The 20565-nt window shown below is 39.1% G+C and carries 19 protein-coding genes; 16 read left to right on the forward strand and 3 right to left on the reverse strand.

All coding sequences use genetic code 11. The features are described 5' to 3' along the window. The first annotated feature begins 217 nt into the window (after window positions 1-217). Window positions 218-1561, forward strand: coding sequence for an argininosuccinate synthase (gene argG, locus MMP60_RS12990; RefSeq protein WP_241336740.1), 1344 nt, complete (start codon window positions 218-220; stop codon window positions 1559-1561). Window positions 1562-1752: 191 nt separating this feature from the next. After that, window positions 1753-2436 carry a pirin-like bicupin family protein gene (locus MMP60_RS12995; protein WP_241336741.1) on the forward strand — a complete coding sequence of 228 codons (684 nt, stop codon included), beginning with the start codon at window positions 1753-1755 and terminating at the stop codon, window positions 2434-2436. Between the two features lie 50 nt (window positions 2437-2486). On the opposite strand, the gene MMP60_RS13000 is transcribed toward MMP60_RS12995, so the two are convergent. Then, on the reverse strand, window positions 2487-2720 hold the full coding sequence (locus tag MMP60_RS13000; protein ID WP_241336743.1) for a hypothetical protein: 234 nt from the start codon (window positions 2718-2720) through the stop codon (window positions 2487-2489). Between the two features lie 736 nt (window positions 2721-3456). Continuing rightward, a complete protein-coding gene (locus MMP60_RS13005; protein ID WP_018678111.1) occupies window positions 3457-4293 on the reverse strand; it encodes a pyruvate, water dikinase regulatory protein in 837 nt (278 codons plus the stop codon). Window positions 4294-4451: 158 nt separating this feature from the next. On the opposite strand from MMP60_RS13005, the gene ppsA reads away from it, so the two are divergent. The 14 genes from ppsA to alr all read left to right on the forward strand — a co-directional run bounded on the left by ppsA (window position 4452) and on the right by alr (window position 19778). After that, window positions 4452-6830 (forward strand): phosphoenolpyruvate synthase, encoded by a 2379-nt coding sequence (gene ppsA, locus MMP60_RS13010; RefSeq protein WP_241336745.1) that lies wholly within the window; start codon window positions 4452-4454, stop codon window positions 6828-6830. Between the two features lie 65 nt (window positions 6831-6895). Continuing rightward, window positions 6896-7657 (forward strand): RDD family protein, encoded by a 762-nt coding sequence (locus tag MMP60_RS13015; RefSeq protein WP_241336747.1) that lies wholly within the window; start codon window positions 6896-6898, stop codon window positions 7655-7657. A 298-nt stretch (window positions 7658-7955) separates the two neighbouring features. After that, entirely contained in the window at window positions 7956-9008 is a 1053-nt protein-coding gene (gene cyoA / locus MMP60_RS13020) for a ubiquinol oxidase subunit II (RefSeq protein ID WP_241336748.1), read from the forward strand. Between the two features lie 3 nt (window positions 9009-9011). After that, window positions 9012-11003 carry a cytochrome o ubiquinol oxidase subunit I gene (gene cyoB, locus MMP60_RS13025; protein WP_241336749.1) on the forward strand — a complete coding sequence of 664 codons (1992 nt, stop codon included), beginning with the start codon at window positions 9012-9014 and terminating at the stop codon, window positions 11001-11003. A 4-nt stretch (window positions 11004-11007) separates the two neighbouring features. Beyond that, window positions 11008-11628: a cytochrome o ubiquinol oxidase subunit III gene (gene cyoC, locus MMP60_RS13030; protein ID WP_241336751.1), complete on the forward strand. Its 621-nt coding sequence runs from the start codon at window positions 11008-11010 to the stop codon at window positions 11626-11628. Next, window positions 11628-11957: a cytochrome o ubiquinol oxidase subunit IV gene (locus MMP60_RS13035; protein ID WP_241336752.1), complete on the forward strand. Its 330-nt coding sequence runs from the start codon at window positions 11628-11630 to the stop codon at window positions 11955-11957. The genes cyoC and MMP60_RS13035 overlap by 1 nt, the downstream gene beginning before the upstream one ends. Window positions 11958-11967: 10 nt before the next feature. Continuing rightward, on the forward strand, window positions 11968-12846 hold the full coding sequence (cyoE, locus tag MMP60_RS13040; protein WP_241336760.1) for a heme o synthase: 879 nt from the start codon (window positions 11968-11970) through the stop codon (window positions 12844-12846). Window positions 12847-12933: 87 nt separating this feature from the next. Continuing rightward, complete coding sequence (locus MMP60_RS13045; RefSeq protein WP_241336762.1) at window positions 12934-15045, forward strand: hypothetical protein; 2112 nt, start codon at window positions 12934-12936, stop codon at window positions 15043-15045. Window positions 15046-15051: 6 nt separating this feature from the next. Further along, window positions 15052-15789, forward strand: coding sequence for a DUF3142 domain-containing protein (locus MMP60_RS13050; RefSeq protein ID WP_241336768.1), 738 nt, complete (start codon window positions 15052-15054; stop codon window positions 15787-15789). Window positions 15790-15917: 128 nt separating this feature from the next. Next, a complete protein-coding gene (rpsF, locus tag MMP60_RS13055) occupies window positions 15918-16301 on the forward strand; it encodes a 30S ribosomal protein S6 (RefSeq protein WP_167248327.1) in 384 nt (127 codons plus the stop codon). 11 nt (window positions 16302-16312) lie between these two features. After that, entirely contained in the window at window positions 16313-16540 is a 228-nt protein-coding gene (gene rpsR / locus MMP60_RS13060; protein WP_000090661.1) for a 30S ribosomal protein S18, read from the forward strand. A gap of 12 nt (window positions 16541-16552) precedes the next feature. Beyond that, entirely contained in the window at window positions 16553-16999 is a 447-nt protein-coding gene (gene rplI / locus MMP60_RS13065; RefSeq protein ID WP_004661365.1) for a 50S ribosomal protein L9, read from the forward strand. A 182-nt stretch (window positions 17000-17181) separates the two neighbouring features. Next, entirely contained in the window at window positions 17182-18627 is a 1446-nt protein-coding gene (dnaB, locus tag MMP60_RS13070; RefSeq protein WP_241336769.1) for a replicative DNA helicase, read from the forward strand. 80 nt (window positions 18628-18707) lie between these two features. Next, complete coding sequence (alr, locus tag MMP60_RS13075) at window positions 18708-19778, forward strand: alanine racemase (protein ID WP_241336771.1); 1071 nt, start codon at window positions 18708-18710, stop codon at window positions 19776-19778. A gap of 46 nt (window positions 19779-19824) precedes the next feature. On the opposite strand, the gene MMP60_RS13080 is transcribed toward alr, so the two are convergent. After that, window positions 19825-20559: a proteasome-type protease gene (locus MMP60_RS13080; RefSeq protein ID WP_018678125.1), complete on the reverse strand. Its 735-nt coding sequence runs from the start codon at window positions 20557-20559 to the stop codon at window positions 19825-19827. Window positions 20560-20565 lie beyond the last annotated feature (6 nt).

Below are 20565 nucleotides of genomic sequence, written 5' to 3' on the forward strand. Positions count from 1 at the left end.
ACTCTTTTCAAGAAAATGCTGACACTAAAGTCAAAAGCAATGTAACTATTCTGATTTTTTGTCTTAAAAAACCAAAACAAATGCATTAGAGCATAATTTTTCTGCTTAGTTTTTCTTTGAGGAAAACAAGCTCAATGAAAAGTGTTACAATAGTTCCGATTTTTTATTCTCAAGACCACCTTTTCGGGGTCTTTACTAATAAACGTTAGGACAAGCAATGACTGATAATGCAACTATCTTGCAGCACGTACCTGTAGGCAAAAAAGTTGGGATTGCCTTTTCTGGTGGTCTCGATACTTCAGCAGCTTTATTGTGGATGAAGCAAAAAGGTGCAGAGCCTTATGCGTATACAGCAAACTTAGGTCAGCCTGATGAAGATGACTATGATGCGATTCCAAAGAAAGCTGAACAATACGGCGCAGTCAAAGCTCGATTAATCGATTGTCGTTTACAACTTGCCCTTGAAGGTATTGCAGCGATTCAATGTGGCGCATTCCACATCAGTACTGGTGGTGTTCCTTATTTCAATACCACACCATTAGGTCGCGCAGTCACAGGTACGATGCTTGTAACAGCGATGAAAGAAGATGACGTCAACATTTGGGGTGACGGTTCAACTTATAAAGGCAACGATATTGAGCGTTTCTATCGTTATGGTTTATTAACTAACCCTGCCCTAAAAATCTATAAGCCTTGGTTAGACCAAACCTTTATTGATGAGTTAGGCGGTCGTGCCGAAATGTCGCAGTTCCTCATCGACAACGGTTTTGACTATAAAATGTCAAAAGAAAAAGCGTATTCAACTGACTCAAATATGTTGGGCGCTACGCACGAAGCCAAAGATTTAGAATACCTCAATGCAGGTATTAAAATCGTAGACCCAATCATGGGTGTTGCATTTTGGAAAGATGACGTTGAAATCCAAGCAGAACAAGTGAGCATTACTTTTGAACAAGGTATGCCAGTTGCATTGAATGGTCAACGTATCGAAGATCCAGTTGAATTCATTTTAGAAGCGAACCGTATCGGCGGTCGTCATGGTCTTGGTATGTCTGACCAAATCGAAAACCGTATCATCGAAGCGAAATCTCGTGGTATCTATGAAGCACCGGGTATGGCTTTGTTACATATCGCGTATGAGCGTTTGGTGACTGGTATTCATAACGAAGACACGATTGAACAATACCGCATTAACGGTTTGCGTTTAGGTCGTTTACTGTACCAAGGTCGTTGGTTCGATTCACAAGCATTAATGCTTCGCGAAACAGCACAACGTTGGGTTGCTAAAGCGATTACAGGCACAGTCACTTTAGAATTACGTCGTGGTAATGACTACACCATCATGAACACTGAATCTCCTAACCTCACGTATGAAGCTGAGCGTTTAACCATGGAAAAAGGTGATTCTGTATTTACGCCAATGGATCGTATCGGTCAGTTAACCATGCGTAACCTCGACATTACCGATACCCGTGCAAAATTAGGTATCTATACTGAAACTGGTTTGCTTGCAGTTGGTCAAGGTTCTGCGATCCCACAGCTTGAAAACAAATCAAAATAAAAGATTGGTAAATTAATTTACCAACTTGAAAAGGCTGAATATTTTTATTCAGCCTTTTTTATTCTGCTAAGAAAATCAAATTTTTAATCATTGCATTTTTAGGACAATATGTCGCAATAAAAGACTATTTATCACCATTATGAATCGATAATATAAACATCAAGCAAAACATAATAATTGGGAGATGAAAGATGAATGCTTATCTACATCGTAGTGAAAACCGTGGTCATGTCAAAGCGGGTTGGTTAGACACCTATCATAGCTTTTCATTTGGTAGTTGGTATAACCCGAAATACATGGGTGTCAGTGCATTACGTGTAATCAATGATGATACGGTTGCTGCACATAATGGTTTTGGTACACATCCCCATGACAATATGGAAATCTTAACCTGTGTACTTGATGGCACCATTTCCCATAAAGACAGTATGGGTAATGAAGGGCAAATCAATGCAGGTGAATGGCAGTTGATGAGTGCTGGAACTGGCGTCACCCACAGTGAAATGAACAAACATGATCAAGCGGTGCATCTGTTACAGATTTGGATTCAACCGAATTTACAAGATGCTGAGCCAACCTATCAGCAAATTCAGCTCAATCCTAAAGATCATCCAAACCAATGGCACTTAATCGCGGGTGATGAATCCGCACCAATGTTAATTCGTCAAAATGCCGAAGTGAAAACAGCAGTGCTTGAAAAAGATCAACATCTAGAAATTACAGCACGGAAAAAAGTGAACTATGTGCATGTGATTTCAGGTGAAGTAATGATTGCCAATCATTTGGTTAAAGCGGGTGATGCTTTAGTGTTTGATGAGACTGCGACGATTACTGCATTGCAAGACAGTCAAATGATTTGGTTTGACCTACCTTAATTAAACTCGGTTTATCTTGTACCCCTTGCCCCTCAGGGGGTACAAGCTTTTTAATCATTATTGCTACTACTATCACAACTACTCGAGTCTGAGTTTGACTCATCATTTGAACTACATTCATCAGAACGTCTAGCATCATTATTCTGAGAAGAATTACACGAATAAGTGGTTGAAAAATATGGCTGGCTATAATCAGAATTATCTTGTGTAGAATCAGTTTTCTTGGCAAAAAAGAATAATAAAATCAAACCAATAATAATCACTACAATACTAAATATCAGCATCACAATTCCCTATTGCTACCCGAATCCTTATGACAAACTATAGCGCAAATTTGCTTTAAAATGATGGGCATTAAAAAAGCCCGATTAACGGGCTTTTCTACAACCTTGAACATTTTTAAAAACGATCTGAATCGTTTCGTTCGTTGTTAGCTTTGTGTTCAGGTTGTCATATCTTTGTTCATTTAGGCAAGATTTCTCTTAAATCCCAAATAGTATATGACTTCCTTATTGTTTAAATTATCACCAATATAAGGAGAGGTCAATAGAGTGACCTACACTAAATTTATCCATACATAATAAGCTTCTTTCATAAATCGAAAAACACTCATCTTTTGATAAATATTCATCCTATTGTATTGAACATAATACGAATATTCCCCTATCGTCCCCCACTACCGACATCAAAAGTATAAAACTTCAATTTTTTATCAGATGAAAATGAATACCTAAATGATATGGTCTCGACAGATCGGAAAAGCATAATTAAAACTTGCAGGATTATGCATAATTTTATGAATTACTTCCGATTCAATCGACTGATTCACATCATAAAAATCTTTTTGCTTGTATTGTTACATCAGATTTTTTCAAATTGGATCAATGTTTTAACGTGAGCTGTAGAAATCAAAATAATCAAAAGCAACAGTACAAGTTTGTTCAATATTTTCCTATTCTTTTACCTCAAAATTAAAAAGCGCAGGATACTGATCCCACGCTTTTTAATTGACGATCATATTTATCCAATACGGCGTTTTAAACCCGTCGCTTGTAAAATACGCGTTGAGATTTCTTCAATCGACATTTCAGTCACATTTAAGTACTTAATTCCTTCTGAAATGTAAATCCCTTCGATTGCACGTAATTCCATCTGACACTGGCTAAAACTTGCATAACGACTATTTGCCTTACGCTCATTACGAATCGCAACTAAACGCTCAGCATCAATCATCAAACCAAAAAGTTTATTTTTATGTTCTCTTAAAACTTTTGGCAAACGGTTATCGTCTAAATCTTCCTCAGTTAAAGGATAATTCGCGACACGAATACCGAATTGCAAAGACAGATAAATTGATGTTGGTGTTTTCCCAGAACGAGAAACGCCGATTAAAATAATATCAGCTTTATCATAATGACGTGTTCTTGCGCCATCGTCATTGTCTAAAGCAAAATGAACAGCATCAATACGTGCTTTGTAATATTCTGAATCTGTGACTGCGTGTGTTTGTCCAACCAATGTCGTTGGTGGCGTTCCCAATTCTTGCTCAAGTTTACTAATTAATCCCTCAAAAACATCTAAATTTACAGCTTTGGCTGTATTAATAATTTCTCGAACATGAGGGTCAACCAAAGTATCAAAAACCAGCGGTAAAGAACCATCACGAGACTGGCATGCATTGATCTCTACAGCCACATTCATAGCAGCTTCTTCGGTGGTGATATAAGGCATGATATGGATGTCAAAATCAACGTTTGGAAATTGCGCAAGTAGTGAATGTCCAAGGGTTTCTGCGGTAATTGCGGTACCATCTGAAATAAAAAATACGCTCCGTTTAATTTGTTTACTTACGGGCATCAAAATTCTCCTTAAACATTTGTCTTAGTGCTCTATAATCTTTATAGTAAACTCATCTAACATGACTGTCGCTTAGTAAAACGCTAAATCTAGGCACATTCGTATAATTTCATACCAATGATGGTCATTCATACTGCAAAAAAAGTGGAGTAAATACTTTGGAAGCGCGCGTAATCGGTCTGGAAAAATTAGGGAAACACGATGTCGAACTCGTAGGTGGGAAAAACTCATCTTTGGGTGAAATGATCAGTCATTTATCCAATGCTGGTGTATCGGTACCTGGTGGTTTTGCAACAACTGCAGCTGCCTATCGTGAGTTTTTAGATCAAAGTGGTTTAAACGCTCGAATTCAGGCTGAACTCAATCAGCTTAATGTTGATGATGTAAACGCACTTATAGAAACAGGCGCAAAAATCCGTAAATGGATCGTTGATACTCCACTTACTGCAACTTTAGAACAAGAAATTCGTGCAGCGTTTACAACTCTATCAAATGGTAATCCAGATATCGCTGTTGCAGTACGTTCATCTGCAACGGCAGAAGACTTACCTGATGCTTCTTTTGCAGGGCAACAAGAAACTTTCTTAAACATTCGTGGTATTGATAACGTTCTTATTGCGATTAAAGAAGTTTTTGCTTCCCTTTATAATGACCGCGCGATTGCTTACCGTGTACACCAAGGTTTTGAACACAGTGTTGTAGCCCTTTCCGCGGGTGTACAACGCATGGTTCGTTCAGAAACTGGCGCTGCGGGTGTCATGTTTACCCTAGATACAGAATCAGGTTTCCGTGATGTGGTCTTTATTACCGCATCTTATGGTCTAGGTGAAATGGTGGTACAGGGTGCTGTAAACCCTGATGAATTCTATTTATCTAAACCACTTTTAAACAATGGGAAACACTCTGTTTTACGCCGTAACCTCGGTTCTAAACACCAAAAAATGATTTATGGTGAAGAAGGCGCTGCGGGTAAATCAGTGGTTGTGGTTGATGTTGAAAAACCAGAACGTCAACAATTTGCGTTAAATGATCACGAATTGCATGAACTTGCTAAACAAGCGCTGATTATTGAACAGCATTACGGTTCACCAATGGACATCGAATGGGCAAAAGATGGTGACGATGGTCAAATCTATATCGTTCAAGCACGTCCAGAAACCGTAAAAAGTCGCCAAAATGTTGGCACAATGGAACGTTACCTATTAAAACAACGTGGCACTGTCATTTGTGAAGGTCGTTCAATTGGTCAACGTATCGGTTCTGGTAAAGTTCGCGTTGTCACTTCGATTAAAGAAATGGATAAAGTACAAGACGGTGATGTACTTGTTTCTGACATGACTGATCCAGATTGGGAACCAGTAATGAAACGTGCAGCTGCGATTATTACTAATCGTGGTGGTCGTACCTGTCATGCAGCAATTATTGCACGTGAATTAGGTGTACCTGCAATCGTCGGTTGTGGTAATGCAACAGAAGTATTAACCGATGGTCAAGAAGTCACTGTTTCTTGTGCTGAAGGTGATACAGGCTTTATCTATGAAGGTTCGTTAGACTTTGAAGTTCAACGTAACTCAGTGCATTCAATGCCACAACTACCATTCAAAATTATGATGAATGTGGGCAACCCTGACCGTGCATTTGACTTTGCTCAAATTCCAAATGAAGGGATCGGTCTTGCACGTCTTGAGTTCATCATCAACCGTATGATTGGTGTGCATCCAAAAGCCTTATTAAACATTGAAAGCTTACCACGTGAAACTCGTGCGGCAGTCATGACGCGTACGGCTGGTTATACATCACCGATCGAATTCTATGTTGAAAAATTAGTTGAAGGTATTTCAACACTTGCTGCTGCGTTTGCAAACAAGCCAGTGATTGTTCGTATGTCTGACTTTAAGTCAAATGAATATGCGAACCTCATTGGCGGAAAGTTATACGAACCTGAGGAAGAAAACCCAATGTTGGGCTTCCGTGGCGCGAGTCGTTATGTTTCTGATAATTTCCGTGATTGTTTCGAGCTTGAATGCCGTGCCTTGAAAAAAGCACGTGACGAAATGGGTCTTACCAATATTCAAATCATGATTCCTTTCGTACGTACGGTAAATGAAGCGAGACGCGTCATTGAATTACTTGCACAGAATGGTTTGAAACGTGGTGAAAATGGTTTAAAAATTATCATGATGTGTGAACTTCCAACCAATGCTCTATTGGCTGAACAGTTCCTTGAGCATTTCGATGGCTTCTCAATCGGTTCAAATGACTTAACACAATTAACACTCGGTCTTGACCGTGACTCTGGTATTGTCTCTCACCTATTTGATGAACGTGATCCAGCGGTTAAAGCGCTCCTCTCTATGGCAATTCATGCTTGCCGTAAAGCAGGAAAATACGTTGGTATTTGTGGTCAGGGTCCTTCAGACCATCCTGATCTTGCAAAATGGCTCATGGAACAAGGTATCGAATCTGTGTCACTAAACCCTGATTCAGTACTTGATACGTGGTTCTTCCTTGCTGAAGAACAAATCAAGAAAGCCTAGTCTTTTTTAAAAAAGACCCTTTCGTAGGGTCTTTTTTCATCTTTAGTCATCGAGATTTTAAAATTATGCAAATTTACTTGGCTCGTAATAACCAACAAGCTGGACCTTATAGCTTAGAACAACTAAACCAAATGCTTTCTAGTCAGCAAGTTTTACTCACCGACTTGGTTTGGCATGAGGGTATGAGCGAATGGAAAACACTTGGTGAATTGACTCAAGGAAAGCTTGTATACGAACCTATAGGTTATTCACCCTTTAACTCGCAAATTAAATCTGAACAAAATAATGCTAATTTCACAATTAAAGTTGAACAAAAAACGACTGAACTTGCTTCTTTTCACTCACGTTTACTTGCCAAAGTAATTGATTTAACACTTTGGTTACCGATGGCAGCGATCCCGTCGTTCTTCTTCAATGAAAGTCAATATACTGAGCTATTCGAGATTCAGAAACAATTACAAGCTGCTCAAGTTGGATCAAACAAAGCGGTTGAATTACAACAGCAACTCATGCAACTCATTCCCAATGAAGCATGGATGAGTATCTTTGCCTACCTCATTGTTATGTTAATGATTCAAGCTTTTTTGATTACAAAATTTGGGCAGAGTATTGGCAAAAAAATCACCAAGATTAAAATTATTGATGCCGAAACTAATGCTCCCGTGAATACCATTAGAGCCTTTTGGTTAAGAAGCGTTCTCTTTATTATTCTCAATATGTTGTTTATGCCATTTATTACCCTTATCGACTATGCTTTCTTTGCATTTAATAAAAATCGTCAAACTTTGCACGATAAATTAGCAAAAACTAAGGTCGTAAAGCAATAATCACAAATTAATGAAGAAAAGAGGATTTATTCCTCTTTTTTTACATAGAAAATTGATATTTATAGAAAAGATATACAATTAAATAACAATTCCTACAAAATAAATCGGGTTTTAAAACAAGTATTTCTGACCGCGTTAGATGTAGCTTAGTTTTTCAATATGAGGCATAATGCCCGACAACGTAGCGGTGTCGCATGATTGCTAAGCATTTCACAAAAAATTCTTATCAATCATGCGACACTTTAATCGCTATCCCATAATTTAATTAGGGAATGGGACTCTTCACCGAGGTTGTAAAATGAGACAAACGATTTTAGCTGTATTGTCTTTATCAACGATGGCTGCACTCTTGACTGGGTGTGGTGGTGATATGGTACTTCTAAACAATAAAGGTCCAGTTGGTCAAGGTCAAAGTAGCCTGATGATGACTGCGATCTATCTCATGCTTTTGGTGGTGATTCCATCAATCGTTATGGCATTATGGTTTGGTTGGCAATATCGCGCATCGAATAAAGATGCAGACTATAAACCTACTTGGGCACACTCTACGACAATTGAGATCGTTGTTTGGGGTGTTCCTGTCATTATTATTGGTATTTTAGCTTGGTTAACTTGGTGGGGTTCCCACAAGTACGACCCTTACCGTCCGCTAGAATCAGATAAAGCACCATTAACTATTCAAGCTGTCGCTGAACAGTTTAAATGGATTTTTATCTATCCTGAGCAAAACATTGCAACGGTAAACGAAGTACGCTTCCCAGAGAAAACGCCTGTAAGCTTCAAGATTACTTCTAACTTCACGATGAACTCATTCTTCATCCCACAGTTAGGTGGTCAAATCTATGCAATGGCGGGTATGCAAACTCACCTTCACTTATTAGCAGATGAACCAGGTATCTTCCGTGGTTTTTCAGCAAACTATTCAGGTTACGGCTTCTCTCAAATGCGCTTTAAAGCGCACAGTGTTACTGAACCAGAATTTGCGCAATGGGTAGAAGCTGTGAAAGCGGGTAATGGTACAACTATCAATGCTGAAGCAATTCAAAAAGGTACACTTGACCAAGCTGAGTTAGCAACGCTTAAAGATGGTGACCGTTCTAAACATCAGATCGAGCATTTAGTAAATCGTGCTAAAGCTGCTGGTGATGAAGAAGCACTTGCTAAAGCTGAAGCGATGACACCGTTCCCGACTAAGCCACACCCTGTGACTTATTACTCTTCAGTTGAGCCAAAATTGTTTGAAACAATTATCAACCGCTATATGAGTAACTATCACGGTGTTGACCACTCTGCTGGACATGCAACAGCAGAAACTCATGCTGCGGCTGAACACGCTGCTCAAGGGGAATAAGACATGGATATGATTTTTGGCAAATTAGGTTGGGATTCTATCCCAACAGAGCCGATTGTACTCGTTACCATGGTCATGATGGCTCTTGGTGGCATTGCTGTTCTTGGTGGTATTACCTATTTCAAAAAATGGGGCTACCTTTGGAATGAATGGTTTATTTCTGTAGACCATAAAAAAATTGGTATCATGTATATCATCGTATCTGTGGTCATGCTTTTGCGTGGTTTCGCCGATGCAATCATGATGCGTCTACAACTTTTCCTCGCGAAAGGCGGCGGCGAAGGTTACTTACATCCTGACCACTACGACCAGATCTTCACTGCACACGGTGTCATCATGATCTTCTTCGTGGCAATGGGTCTCGTTGTTGGTATGATGAACATCTCTGTACCTTTACAGATTGGTGCACGTGACGTTGCTTTCCCATTATTAAACTCTTTAAGCTTCTGGTTATTCGCTGGTGCTGCTGGTTTGATGATGGTTTCATTAGTATTGGGTGAATTTGCTGCGACTGGTTGGATGGCTTACCCTCCTCTCTCTGGCATTCAATATTCTCCTGGTGTTGGTGTTGACTACTATATCTGGGCTCTTCAGGTTTCTGGTCTTGGTACACTTTTATCTGGTGTTAACTTCTTTGTTACCATCATTAAAATGCGTGCACCTGGCATGAAATTGATGGATATGCCAATCTTTACATGGACTTCACTTTGTACGGCTGTATTAATCATTGCATCATTCCCTGTATTAACAGGTACACTTGCAATGCTTACTTTAGACCGTTACTTCGGCTTCCACTTCTTCACCAATGAGCTTGGCGGTAGCCCAATGCTTTATGTGAACTTGATTTGGACATGGGGTCACCCTGAAGTATATATCTTAGTATTACCAGCATTTGGTCTATACTCAGAAATCGTTGCAACCTTCTCTCGTAAAGCGTTGTTCGGTTACAAGTCTATGGTGTATGCAACTATCGCGATTACTGTACTTGCGTTCGTTGTATGGCTTCACCACTTCTTTACCATGGGCGCTGGTGCGAACGTTAACGCGTTCTTCGGTATCATGACCATGGTTATTGCGATTCCTACAGGTGTGAAAATCTTCTCTTGGTTATTCACAATGTATAAAGGTCGCATTACTTTCACGACTCCAATGTTATGGACGCTTGGCTTCCTAATCACATTTGGTATCGGTGGTTTAACTGGTGTATTAATGGCGGTTCCGCCTGCGGACTTCCTCGTACACAACTCACTCTTCTTGATCGCTCACTTCCATAACGTAATTATCGGTGGTGTGGTGTTTGGTATGTTTGCCGGCATCATTTTCTACTGGCCGAAAATGTTTGGTTGGAAACTCAATGAAGCATGGGGTAAAGCTGCATTCTGGTTCTGGTTCATTGGTTTCTATTTTGCATTCATGCCACTTTATATCCTTGGTTTCATGGGTATGACTCGTCGTTTGAATACTTATGACAACCCTGAATGGGACCCATACTTAGCAATCGCATTGTTTGGTGCTGTTCTTATTGCAATCGGTATTGCATGTTTCTTAATGCAAATCATCGTTGGTTTCTTACAACGTAAGGACAACATGGACTACACAGGTGATCCATGGGATAGCCGCACCATTGAATGGGCAACGTCATCTCCTGCTCCATTCTATAACTTTGCACATGTACCAGATGCTAGCGGTGTTGACCGTTTCTGGACTGACAAAGAAAATGGTGTAGCATACGCACGTGATACTAAATATGAAGACATCCACATGCCGACTGACCGTGCTGCTGGTTTTGTCATTGCAATGTTCATTACTGTATTGGGCTTTGCTCTCATTTGGCATATTTGGTGGCTTGTTGTCGTTTCATTCGTTTCTGCTGTTGTTAGCTTGATCGTAAGTTCATTCACTAAGAATGTTGATTACTACGTTCCTGCTGCTGAAGTTGAGCGCATTGAAAACGAACGCTATGCTTTACTTGAAAAACACTTGAAGAAGGACTAAGGAAATGGCTGAAGTACTTCATCACGACAACCACGGCCATGACGGTCATCATGAACATGATGATACCGACTTAACGGTCTTTGGTTTTTGGACTTACTTGATGAGTGACTTGATTCTTTTCGGATCACTCTTCATTGCGTTCGCTGTATTAAGCAGTCATATCCCGCCTGGCACTCCAAGTGCGAAAGATCTATTTGGTGATTCTTTAGGTTTTGTACTAACCGAAACTTTTGCTCTTCTGATCTCTTCGGTAACATTTGGATTTGCAGTTCTTGCATCATACAAAAAGAATGTGAGTCAAGTAATTACTTGGTTATTCATCACATTCCTTTTCGGTGCATCGTTCATTGGGATGGAGATCTATGAATTCCATCACCTTGTACATGCAGGCCATGGTCCGACTCATAGCGCATTCTTATCAGCATTCTTTACTTTGGTTGGTACACACGGTATTCACGTAACTTCTGGTTTAGTGTGGATGTTGGTATTGATGTATCAAATCAAAAAGAATGGTTTGACATTACCGAATACACGTCGTCTTGCTTGCTTAAGCTTGTTCTGGCACTTCCTTGACATCGTTTGGATCTGTGTATTCAGCGTCGTTTACTTACTGGGAGTTCTCTAATGAGTGGTCATGACCATAATGCTGCAGGTGCGTCACACGGTAACTTCAAGCAATACACTGTTGGATTTATTCTATCTATCATCCTCACCATCATCCCATTTGGGATGGTGATGGCTGGTGGTTTCAGTCGTGGCATTCTAGTTACTGTTATTGCAATCACTGCTGTTGCTCAGGTAATTGTACAACTTGTGTACTTCTTACACATGAATACATCATCTGAACAACGTTGGAACCTTATTGCATTTATCTACACAATTTTATGTATCGCTGTACTTCTAGTCGGTTCTGTGTGGATTATGAATTACCTACACTACAACATGATGATCTAAACTGATTCTCATGTGGAAAAAGTACTTATTCCTGACTAAACCAGGAATTCTCTTCGGTAATTTTATTACCACCTTGGGCGGCTTCTTTTTAGCCGCTCAAGGCTCTATAGACATCCTCTTATTACTACTTACATTAATTGGAACAACTTTTGTGGTTGCTTCTGGTTGTGTAGTGAATAATGTAATTGATCAAGACATCGATCAAAAAATGCAACGCACCATGAACCGTGCTCTTGTTAAGAAAACGATCTCCCCTACGATTGCGATGTGCTATGCATTTGTATTAGGTGCGATTGGTTTTAGTATGCTTTGGTTCTATGTCAATGCATATGCATTTTTATTCGCTGTGATTGGTTTTGTTGTCTATGTCGGTTTTTATAGTTTGTGGACTAAACGTACCACGATCCATCAAACCGTGATTGGTAGTATTTCTGGAGCGAGTCCTCCTGTTATTGGTTATACGGCTGTCAGTGGTCAATTCGATGTCGCTGCTCTCCTTATTTTTGTTGCATATGCTCTATGGCAAATGCCGCACTCATGGGCGATTGCGATTTACCGTTTTGATGACTACAAAAATGCAGGCGTGCCTATTTTACCTGTAGCGCGTTCTATTCTTAGAACCAAAATCGAATCACTAATTTATGTGGTTTTATTTACCGTTGCAATGAATGCTTTATATGTATATGGATACACCAATCTTATTTTCTTGGTGATCTGCAATGCTCTTTGCATTTATTGGTTCTACATTGGTATTTTAGGATTTAAAGCTGAGGATGATCAGCTTTGGGCAAAACGCTTTTTCCTGTTTTCAGTAATTTTAATTACTGTGATTAGTTTAAGCCTTAGCTTCACATTCAAGAGTCCTGCACCATTCCTCCCTATTTTTTAAAAAGATAGAGACATCTCTGTCTTTTTATTCCCCTCTCCACTTGTTATCATTTCGCGCAATAAAAACATTTCATCCTTTATTGCCTAAATGAAACGACATAACAAATTTATCTTAAAATCCATTTTTTATTCTTGCATTTCAATGGCTGTTTATCATAGCCCAATGACCTATGCTGGCGTAGAGCAATTTTGCGAACCCAATTTTGCAATCAATGACAAACATCTCAATGGTTGTAGTAATCTCCCTGTATTGTATCCATCGAATGATAGCCAAACCAATATCACATTGCTGCTCGGTGACTTAGGGCTTGCAACTATCAAACCAATGACAGCAGATAAGAATTTATGGGATGCTGTTTATGGTACTGTACCTTTTGATGCATCTAACTTGTCATTTCTGACTCAAAATAAAGCCCCAAACCAAAGAAAATTCTTAGAACAGACTGAAACTATCTTTGATGAGCGTTGCTCAACTTTCAGCTCGGGCAATCTTACTTTTATAACGCAAGTTCAAAATAATAAAGCGATTCCAAATCTCGAAAAACAAATTTTGATTCATGAACGCAAGAAAATGAATCAGTGTGGTGACAAAATTGAATTGATTGCGATTGATCCAAATTGGTCAACAACAACACGTCAGTATGCTTCTTATTTAAATGCGAGCATTCTATTTTATAATAGCAATTATTCTGCTGCGACCAAAATTTATACTGTTTTAACTACAGTTGAAGATGCTTGGCTAAAAGAAACATCGCAGTATATGTTAATTCGAACATCACTCAATTCAGCCTATGCAACTGGTGTAGATAAATATGGTGATGTTTATTTAGACAATATTAACCAAAATTTACTCAAACAATTTTTGGATAATATTAATACCTATTTAAAAGCCTATCCAAATGGACAATATGTCGCGAGTGCTCGTGGTTTTATGCGTCGTGGTTTTTGGCTTTCAAAACGCCAAGATTTATTGGTGAATGAAATTGTCTGGCAAATCAAAAATCCAACATCAAAATTTTATAATTTGGAAATGAGTGAACTTCCCGCCGAAATTGACCGTCGAGTGTTCGAGAGTACATCGTTTGATCTTAAAAACTTAAAAGACCCATTTTTCTTGGCAATTTACGATTTGATGTATATGCGTGAATCCAGTTCAGAAAATTATCATCCAATATCATGGGCACAACTGAATACACAAAAAGAGCTATTCAAAACCCAGCCTGAACTATTTCAATATTTACAAGCAGTGCATTTGTACTTTGTGCAGAATAAAGCTCAGGAGGCTCTGAATTATTTGCCTAAAGAAAGCACACACAATAAGAGTTATTTACAGTTAAGCCAAACTTTTTTGAGAGGACAAATTCTAGAAAAAATTGGACAGCCTCAAAATGCTGAACAATATTGGCGTCAGCAACTTGCACAGTCCAAAGACAGTTATCAACGCGGTTTATTTGAAACAGCATTATCCAATCACTTGGCAATAAAACAGGATTATTCAGCCTTTATTGGAAAAAAAACTCAAATCACTCAAGTAAATCTACAAAGAAATTTTATTACTCAAATCGCAAATACAAACAGTTTGCAAAAAATAATTCAATCCGATCAAAGCAACATGGATCAGAAACAAGCTGCTACTTATATCCTTTTAAGTAAAAGCTTGGTACATCAACAGTTTGAATTGTTCAAACAAAGTTATGCTTTTATGCCTAAAAATGCCGCACAATATAAAGGTTATAACAGTGACAATGAACAATTGAAGAACAAACCAGATTTTTCGAATTTCATTTGGAATGGAGCGAACATTACACCGCAACTAAAATGCTCAAATTTAGAAACTTTGGTCAGCCAATTGGCTCAGACACCTAAAGATCCATTATTAAATGTCTGCTTAGGGGAATATTTCCGTAGTGAGCAAGGCTATTCATTACAGCAGCTTTCTTATAACGAAAAACAAACTTCAAGTTTTGATGGCAAAATCTTTATTCGTGGTCAAATTTATCAAGACCTCATAAAATCGCCTAGCAAAGGTGATTTACAAGCTTATGCACTTTATCGGGCAATTCAATGTTACGCGCCAAGCGGCATTAATGATTGTGGCGGTACTGAAGTAAGCAAAACAATACGAAAGCAATGGTACGATCAAATCAAAAGCGATTACCCAACTACAACTTGGGCGAAATCACTCAAATATTATTGGTAATTGACGATGTTGAAGTGGCTGAAAGCAATCATTTTCACTTTTTTTATTTTTAACTTATTTGCTTGCCAACCAACACAATCAGCGACTTCAACAATTGATGCGAAGAATTTCGATTCTTTTTGGATTTGGGGTGAGATTAAATCTGCACCTTACCTAAGTAAAGCCAAAGAACTTTATATTTTACAAGGTGAAATTCGCTATTCAAAACAACGGCGAAGTTCAATGCTAACACCACAAGGTGTTTCTATCCTCAAATTACCTCATCAAAAACTTTGGTTAGTCTTTAGAACACATCATCTAGACTGGAATGAACAAAATTACCAAGCTGTTTTCAAACGTTTAGAGCATTGGAGAAATCAAGGGAATCAGGTTCAGGGTATTCAAATTGATTTTGATAGCCGAACCAATAATTTAAAAGAATATGCCCTATTTCTAGAAAAGTTGAGGAAAAAGCTTCCTGCTCATTATCAACTGAGTATTACAGGATTATTGGACTGGACCAATTTCAAGGATCAAAATACACTGAATATTTTGAAAAACAATATTGATGAACTCGTGATCCAAACCTATCAAGGTACAACCACTATTCCCAATTACCCACAATATTTAAAACGTATCTCTGCAATGCAATTGCCTTACAAAATCGGTTTTGTGCAAAATGGGTTAAGACAAAATAACGCAAACGATTTTGATGACCCTAGTTTTAAAGGCTATGTGATCTTTTTACTTCGCTCAAAAACATGAATTAGCTTGCGATTTAGGTGAAAGATGTCTAAAATCGCAGCTTCGCAATTTGCGACATAACTTTTTAGTTATGACTCCTTGCTTCTAACTTTTTAGTTAGGGGCTGCTTAAACCGTAAGGAGCTGACAATGCGTCACTACGAAATCGTACTACTGGTACACCCAGACCAAAGCGATCAAGTTGTAGGTATGGTTGAACGCTATATCTCTCAGATCAAAGAAGCTGAAGGTCAAATTCACCGTTTAGAAGATTGGGGCCGCCGCCAATTGGCTTACCCGATTAACAAGATTCACAAAGCACACTACATTCTTATGAATGTTGAATGTGGTCAAACGACTCTTGATGAATTAGAAGAATTGTTCCGTTATAACGATGCAATCATTCGTAACATCATTATCCGTCGTGAAAACGCAATTACTGAAGAATCTTTACTTGCTAAGAGTGCTGAAGAAAAACGTGCGCGTAAAGCTCAACGTGAAGAAGCACAACAAGCAATTCAAGAAGCTGAATAAGGAGAACCTCAATGGCACGTTTTTACCGTCGTCGCAAGTTCTGCCGCTTTACAGCTGAGAATGTTGCGTACATCGACTACAAAGATATCGACACTTTAAAACAGTACATCACTGAAAACGGCAAGATTGTTCCTAGCCGTATTACAGGTACTAAAGCTCGTTATCAACGTCAATTAGCGTTAGCTATTAAACAAGCTCGCTATTTGTCTTTGATTCCGTACACTGACAACCATAAGTAAGTGAGGTGAGCTGTGGACGTTATCTTATTACAACGCATTAAGAATCTTGGTAAATTAGGCGACAAAGTATCAGTTAAAGCTGGTTACGGTCGTAACTTCTTGATTCCTCAAGGTAAAGCAGTTGCTGCTACTGAAGCAAATACTTCTGCTTTTGAAGCACGTCGTGCTGAACTTGAAAGACAAGAAGCTGAAGTATTAGCTGCTGCAAATGCACGTGCTGAACAATTGAACGAAGTTAACATTGTAATCACTGCGAAAGCTGGTGACGAAGGTAAACTTTTCGGTTCTATCGGTACTCGTGACATCGCTGATGCTTTAACTAATGCTGGTCTTGTTGTAGACCGTGCAGAAGTTCGTTTACCAAACGGTGCGCTTCGTCACACTGGTGAATTCAACATCGCAATCCAATTGCACCATGATGTTGTTGCTGAAGTTCTCGTTACGATCGTATCTGAGTAATTTTTGCAAAGAAAAGGGCATGTTTTTACATGCTCTTTTTTTATGCCTAAAATTTTATATTTTGAGTACACTCTACTTTTCCACCAATTAAACAATTTTCTTCCAATTAAATTCTCCTGTCTGCATCCATTTGGATTAAGATAGTCAGTCGTTACAGTTTCATCTTTTTATTAGGTCTTGTTATGTCACAGGCGAATGCCAATTTTACGAAAAATTCTCCAAACACAGAGAGTAAAGTGAGTGACTCAGGTCAGTTAAAAGAGTTTCGCACCCCACCACATAACCTTGCGATTGAGCAAGCTGTACTCGCGGCATTAATGACGGTTGCCGAATCATTTGAACAAGTCGGTGATTTACTCAAAGAAAATGATTTTTATGCAACTCGCCATAAATATATTTATCGTGCAGTTGAGAAACTCGCTCAAGAAAACTCACCCTACGATGCCGTACTCGTCAATGATTGGTTGCTCAAACAAAATTTGCTAGATGCAATTGGTGGCGAAGAATATTTAATGCAACTTATGGCAGACTCACCATCAAGTTTTTACAATCTTGAAACATATGCCAATAAGATCAAAGAATTTTCGACACTGCGTAGCATGATCAAAGTGAGCAGTGATATTTTACAAAATGCTTATGATACCAAGGGTCGCCCTGTCAGTGAAATTCTAGATTTAGCTGAAACCCAAATTTTTTCGCTTGCAGAACAACACAACAATAATAAAAAAGACTCAGGGCCAAAATCGATTAGCTCTGTCACTGCCGATGTAATTTCTAAACTCGATGAACTTTCTAAACTAGACGGCAATATCACAGGTTTAACCACAGGCTTTTTGGAACTCGATAATAAAACCTCAGGTATGCAAGCTGGGGATTTAATTATTGTTGCAGCTCGTCCATCGATGGGTAAAACCACCTTTGCGATGAACTTAGTTGAAAGTGTACTGCAATATAACCGCTTACCTGCTCTTGTATTCTCTATGGAGATGCCAGCAGACTCGATTGCGATGCGTTTGATCTCAGCAATGGGTAAAGTTCATCAAGGACATTTACGTTCGGGTAATCTCGATGCAGATGAATGGACCAAAGTCACAGGAACCATTCTTCAATTACAAGAAATGCACCTCTATATCGATGATTCCTCTGCCCTGCCGCCAACCGAACTTCGTGCGCGTGCGCGACGTATTGCCAAAATGCATGATGGCAAAATCGGCTGTATTATGGTCGACTACTTACAGTTGATGAAAGTGCCTGGCATGGGCGACAACCGTGTAGGTGAGATCTCTGAAATTTCGCGAAGCTTAAAAGCTTTAGCCAAAGAAATGCAATGTCCTGTAATTGCACTGTCTCAGCTTAACCGTAGTTTGGAGAACAGACCAAATAAACGCCCTGTGATGTCGGACTTACGTGAATCAGGTGCAATCGAACAGGATGCCGACTTAATCATGTTTATTTATCGTGATGAAGTCTATAACAAAGAGTCTAAAGAAGCAGGCACAGCTGAGATTATTATCGGTAAACAACGTAATGGTCCAATTGGTTCAGTTCGTCTTGCCTTTGAAGGTCAATACACTCGCTTTAGTAACCTTTCACCTGAGTTCTATGCTCAATATGACAATGACGAATAATCCTTTACAAAGCTATAACCGCTTCTCATCCCTCTTTTTCAAAGAGGGACTTTCTACAAAATCCTAAAGGAGACATTAGGGTGCGCCAAGCAACAGTTTATATTGATAGTGATGCACTGCAATATAATTTAAATCGTGTTAAACAACTTGCTCCACATTCAAAAATTGTCAGTATGGTCAAAGCCAATGCCTATGGACACGGAGTTAAGGACTGTTTAGCCGCCTTGGATGCAACAGATGCCTTTGGTGTCGCCTGTTTAGAAGAAGCTTTGGAGATCAGGCAACTGGGATATACTCAGCCAATCACCTTGATTGAGGGTGTATTTTCAGAAGATGAAATGCAGCAAGTGATTGAACACAAACTTGAATGTATTGTTCATCACAATCAACAAGTTGAATGGTTGATTCAGCATAAACAATCTTATAACGCTTTAGGCTTAAAAGTCTGGGTCAAACTCAATAGCGGCATGAATCGTTTAGGCTTTAAAGTGACTGAAATTATTGATATCATTCAACGTTTAAAAGCAGAAGGTTTTAGCTGTGTCCTCGCCATGCATTTTGCCAACGCTGATGCCGACCACCCTCTGAATGAACAACAAAAACAACAATTTCTACACGTCAAACAAGCATGTGACCCTATCTTAGCATCATGCTGTAACTCTGCTGCGATCTATAAATATCCTGAATTACATTTTGATTTTGTACGTCCTGGGATCATGCTCTATGGGGCAAGCCCATTTGCAGATCGGAATGTACATGAACTGGATTTGAAACCCGTGATGACCTTGAGTGCAGAAATCATTGCACTTAATCAGATTCAGCAAGGTGAATATGTCGGTTATGGCTCTAGCTATACGGCTTCATGCGCATCGAATATTGCAATTGTTTCAATTGGTTATGGTGATGGTTATCCTCGTGCCTATATAAAACCCAATTTTGTCACGATTAATCAACAGCTCGTTGCTGTCGTTGGACGTGTCAGCATGGACATGATTGCGATTGATGTAACACATATAAATGCTGAAGTAGGAACTCCAGTTGAACTGTGGGGTAAACATCGACTTGTCGATGATGTCGCTGCTGCAAATGGAACAATCGGTTATGAATTATTATGCCGATTAAGCAATCGACCGATGAGAAAAGTCATTTAAAACAGATAAAAAATCCAAGCCATTGCTTGGATTTTTTATCAGATCATTACAACCCATAATCAGCGGTAGGTTTCGGTAATTCCTGTAAGCCACGGCGTAAGGTTTCTGACCATTGTTTACTAATCTGAGTAAAATACGGATCATCCTCTCTAATCCGCTTACCTTCTGGAATTTTAAAACTATCTTTATGATATACCAATGCATCTAAAGGCAACCCAACTGAAACATTGGAACGCAATGTCGAGTCAAAAGAGATCAATGTACAACGTAATGCATCATCTAAAGGCATACTATAGTGCAAAGCACGATCTAAAATTGGTTTACCATATTTACTTTCACCAATCTGAAAATAAGGCGTATCGGTGGTTGCACAAATAAAATTGCCTTGAGGATAAACATTATAGAGTTGCATCGCCTCACCTTGGATCTGCCCACCGACCAAGATACTGCACGAATAATTCATTTGTTCTTGCGTATCTGTCGTAATATCTTCAAGCACTTTACGCAACGTTTTGCCAACCAATTCGGCAACTTCAAACATGGTATTTGCGCTATATAAATTTGGCTCTTGGTGCAATGCCAACGCATTTTGTAGATGACCAATCACGGCTTGTGTCGTTGCTAAATTACCTGCTGTTTGTAGCGCAATAAAACGCTCACCTTCAACCCCAAAGGTATGCAGTTTACGAAATACAGAAATATGATCGACCCCTGCATTAGTTCGAGTATCACTAATCAATACCAAACCTTGCTCTAATCTTAATGCACAACAATAGGTCATCTTTTT

The organism is Acinetobacter sp. ANC 4805 (genome assembly GCF_022549495.1).
In the GTDB taxonomy this organism is placed as follows: Bacteria; Pseudomonadota; Gammaproteobacteria; order Pseudomonadales; family Moraxellaceae; genus Acinetobacter.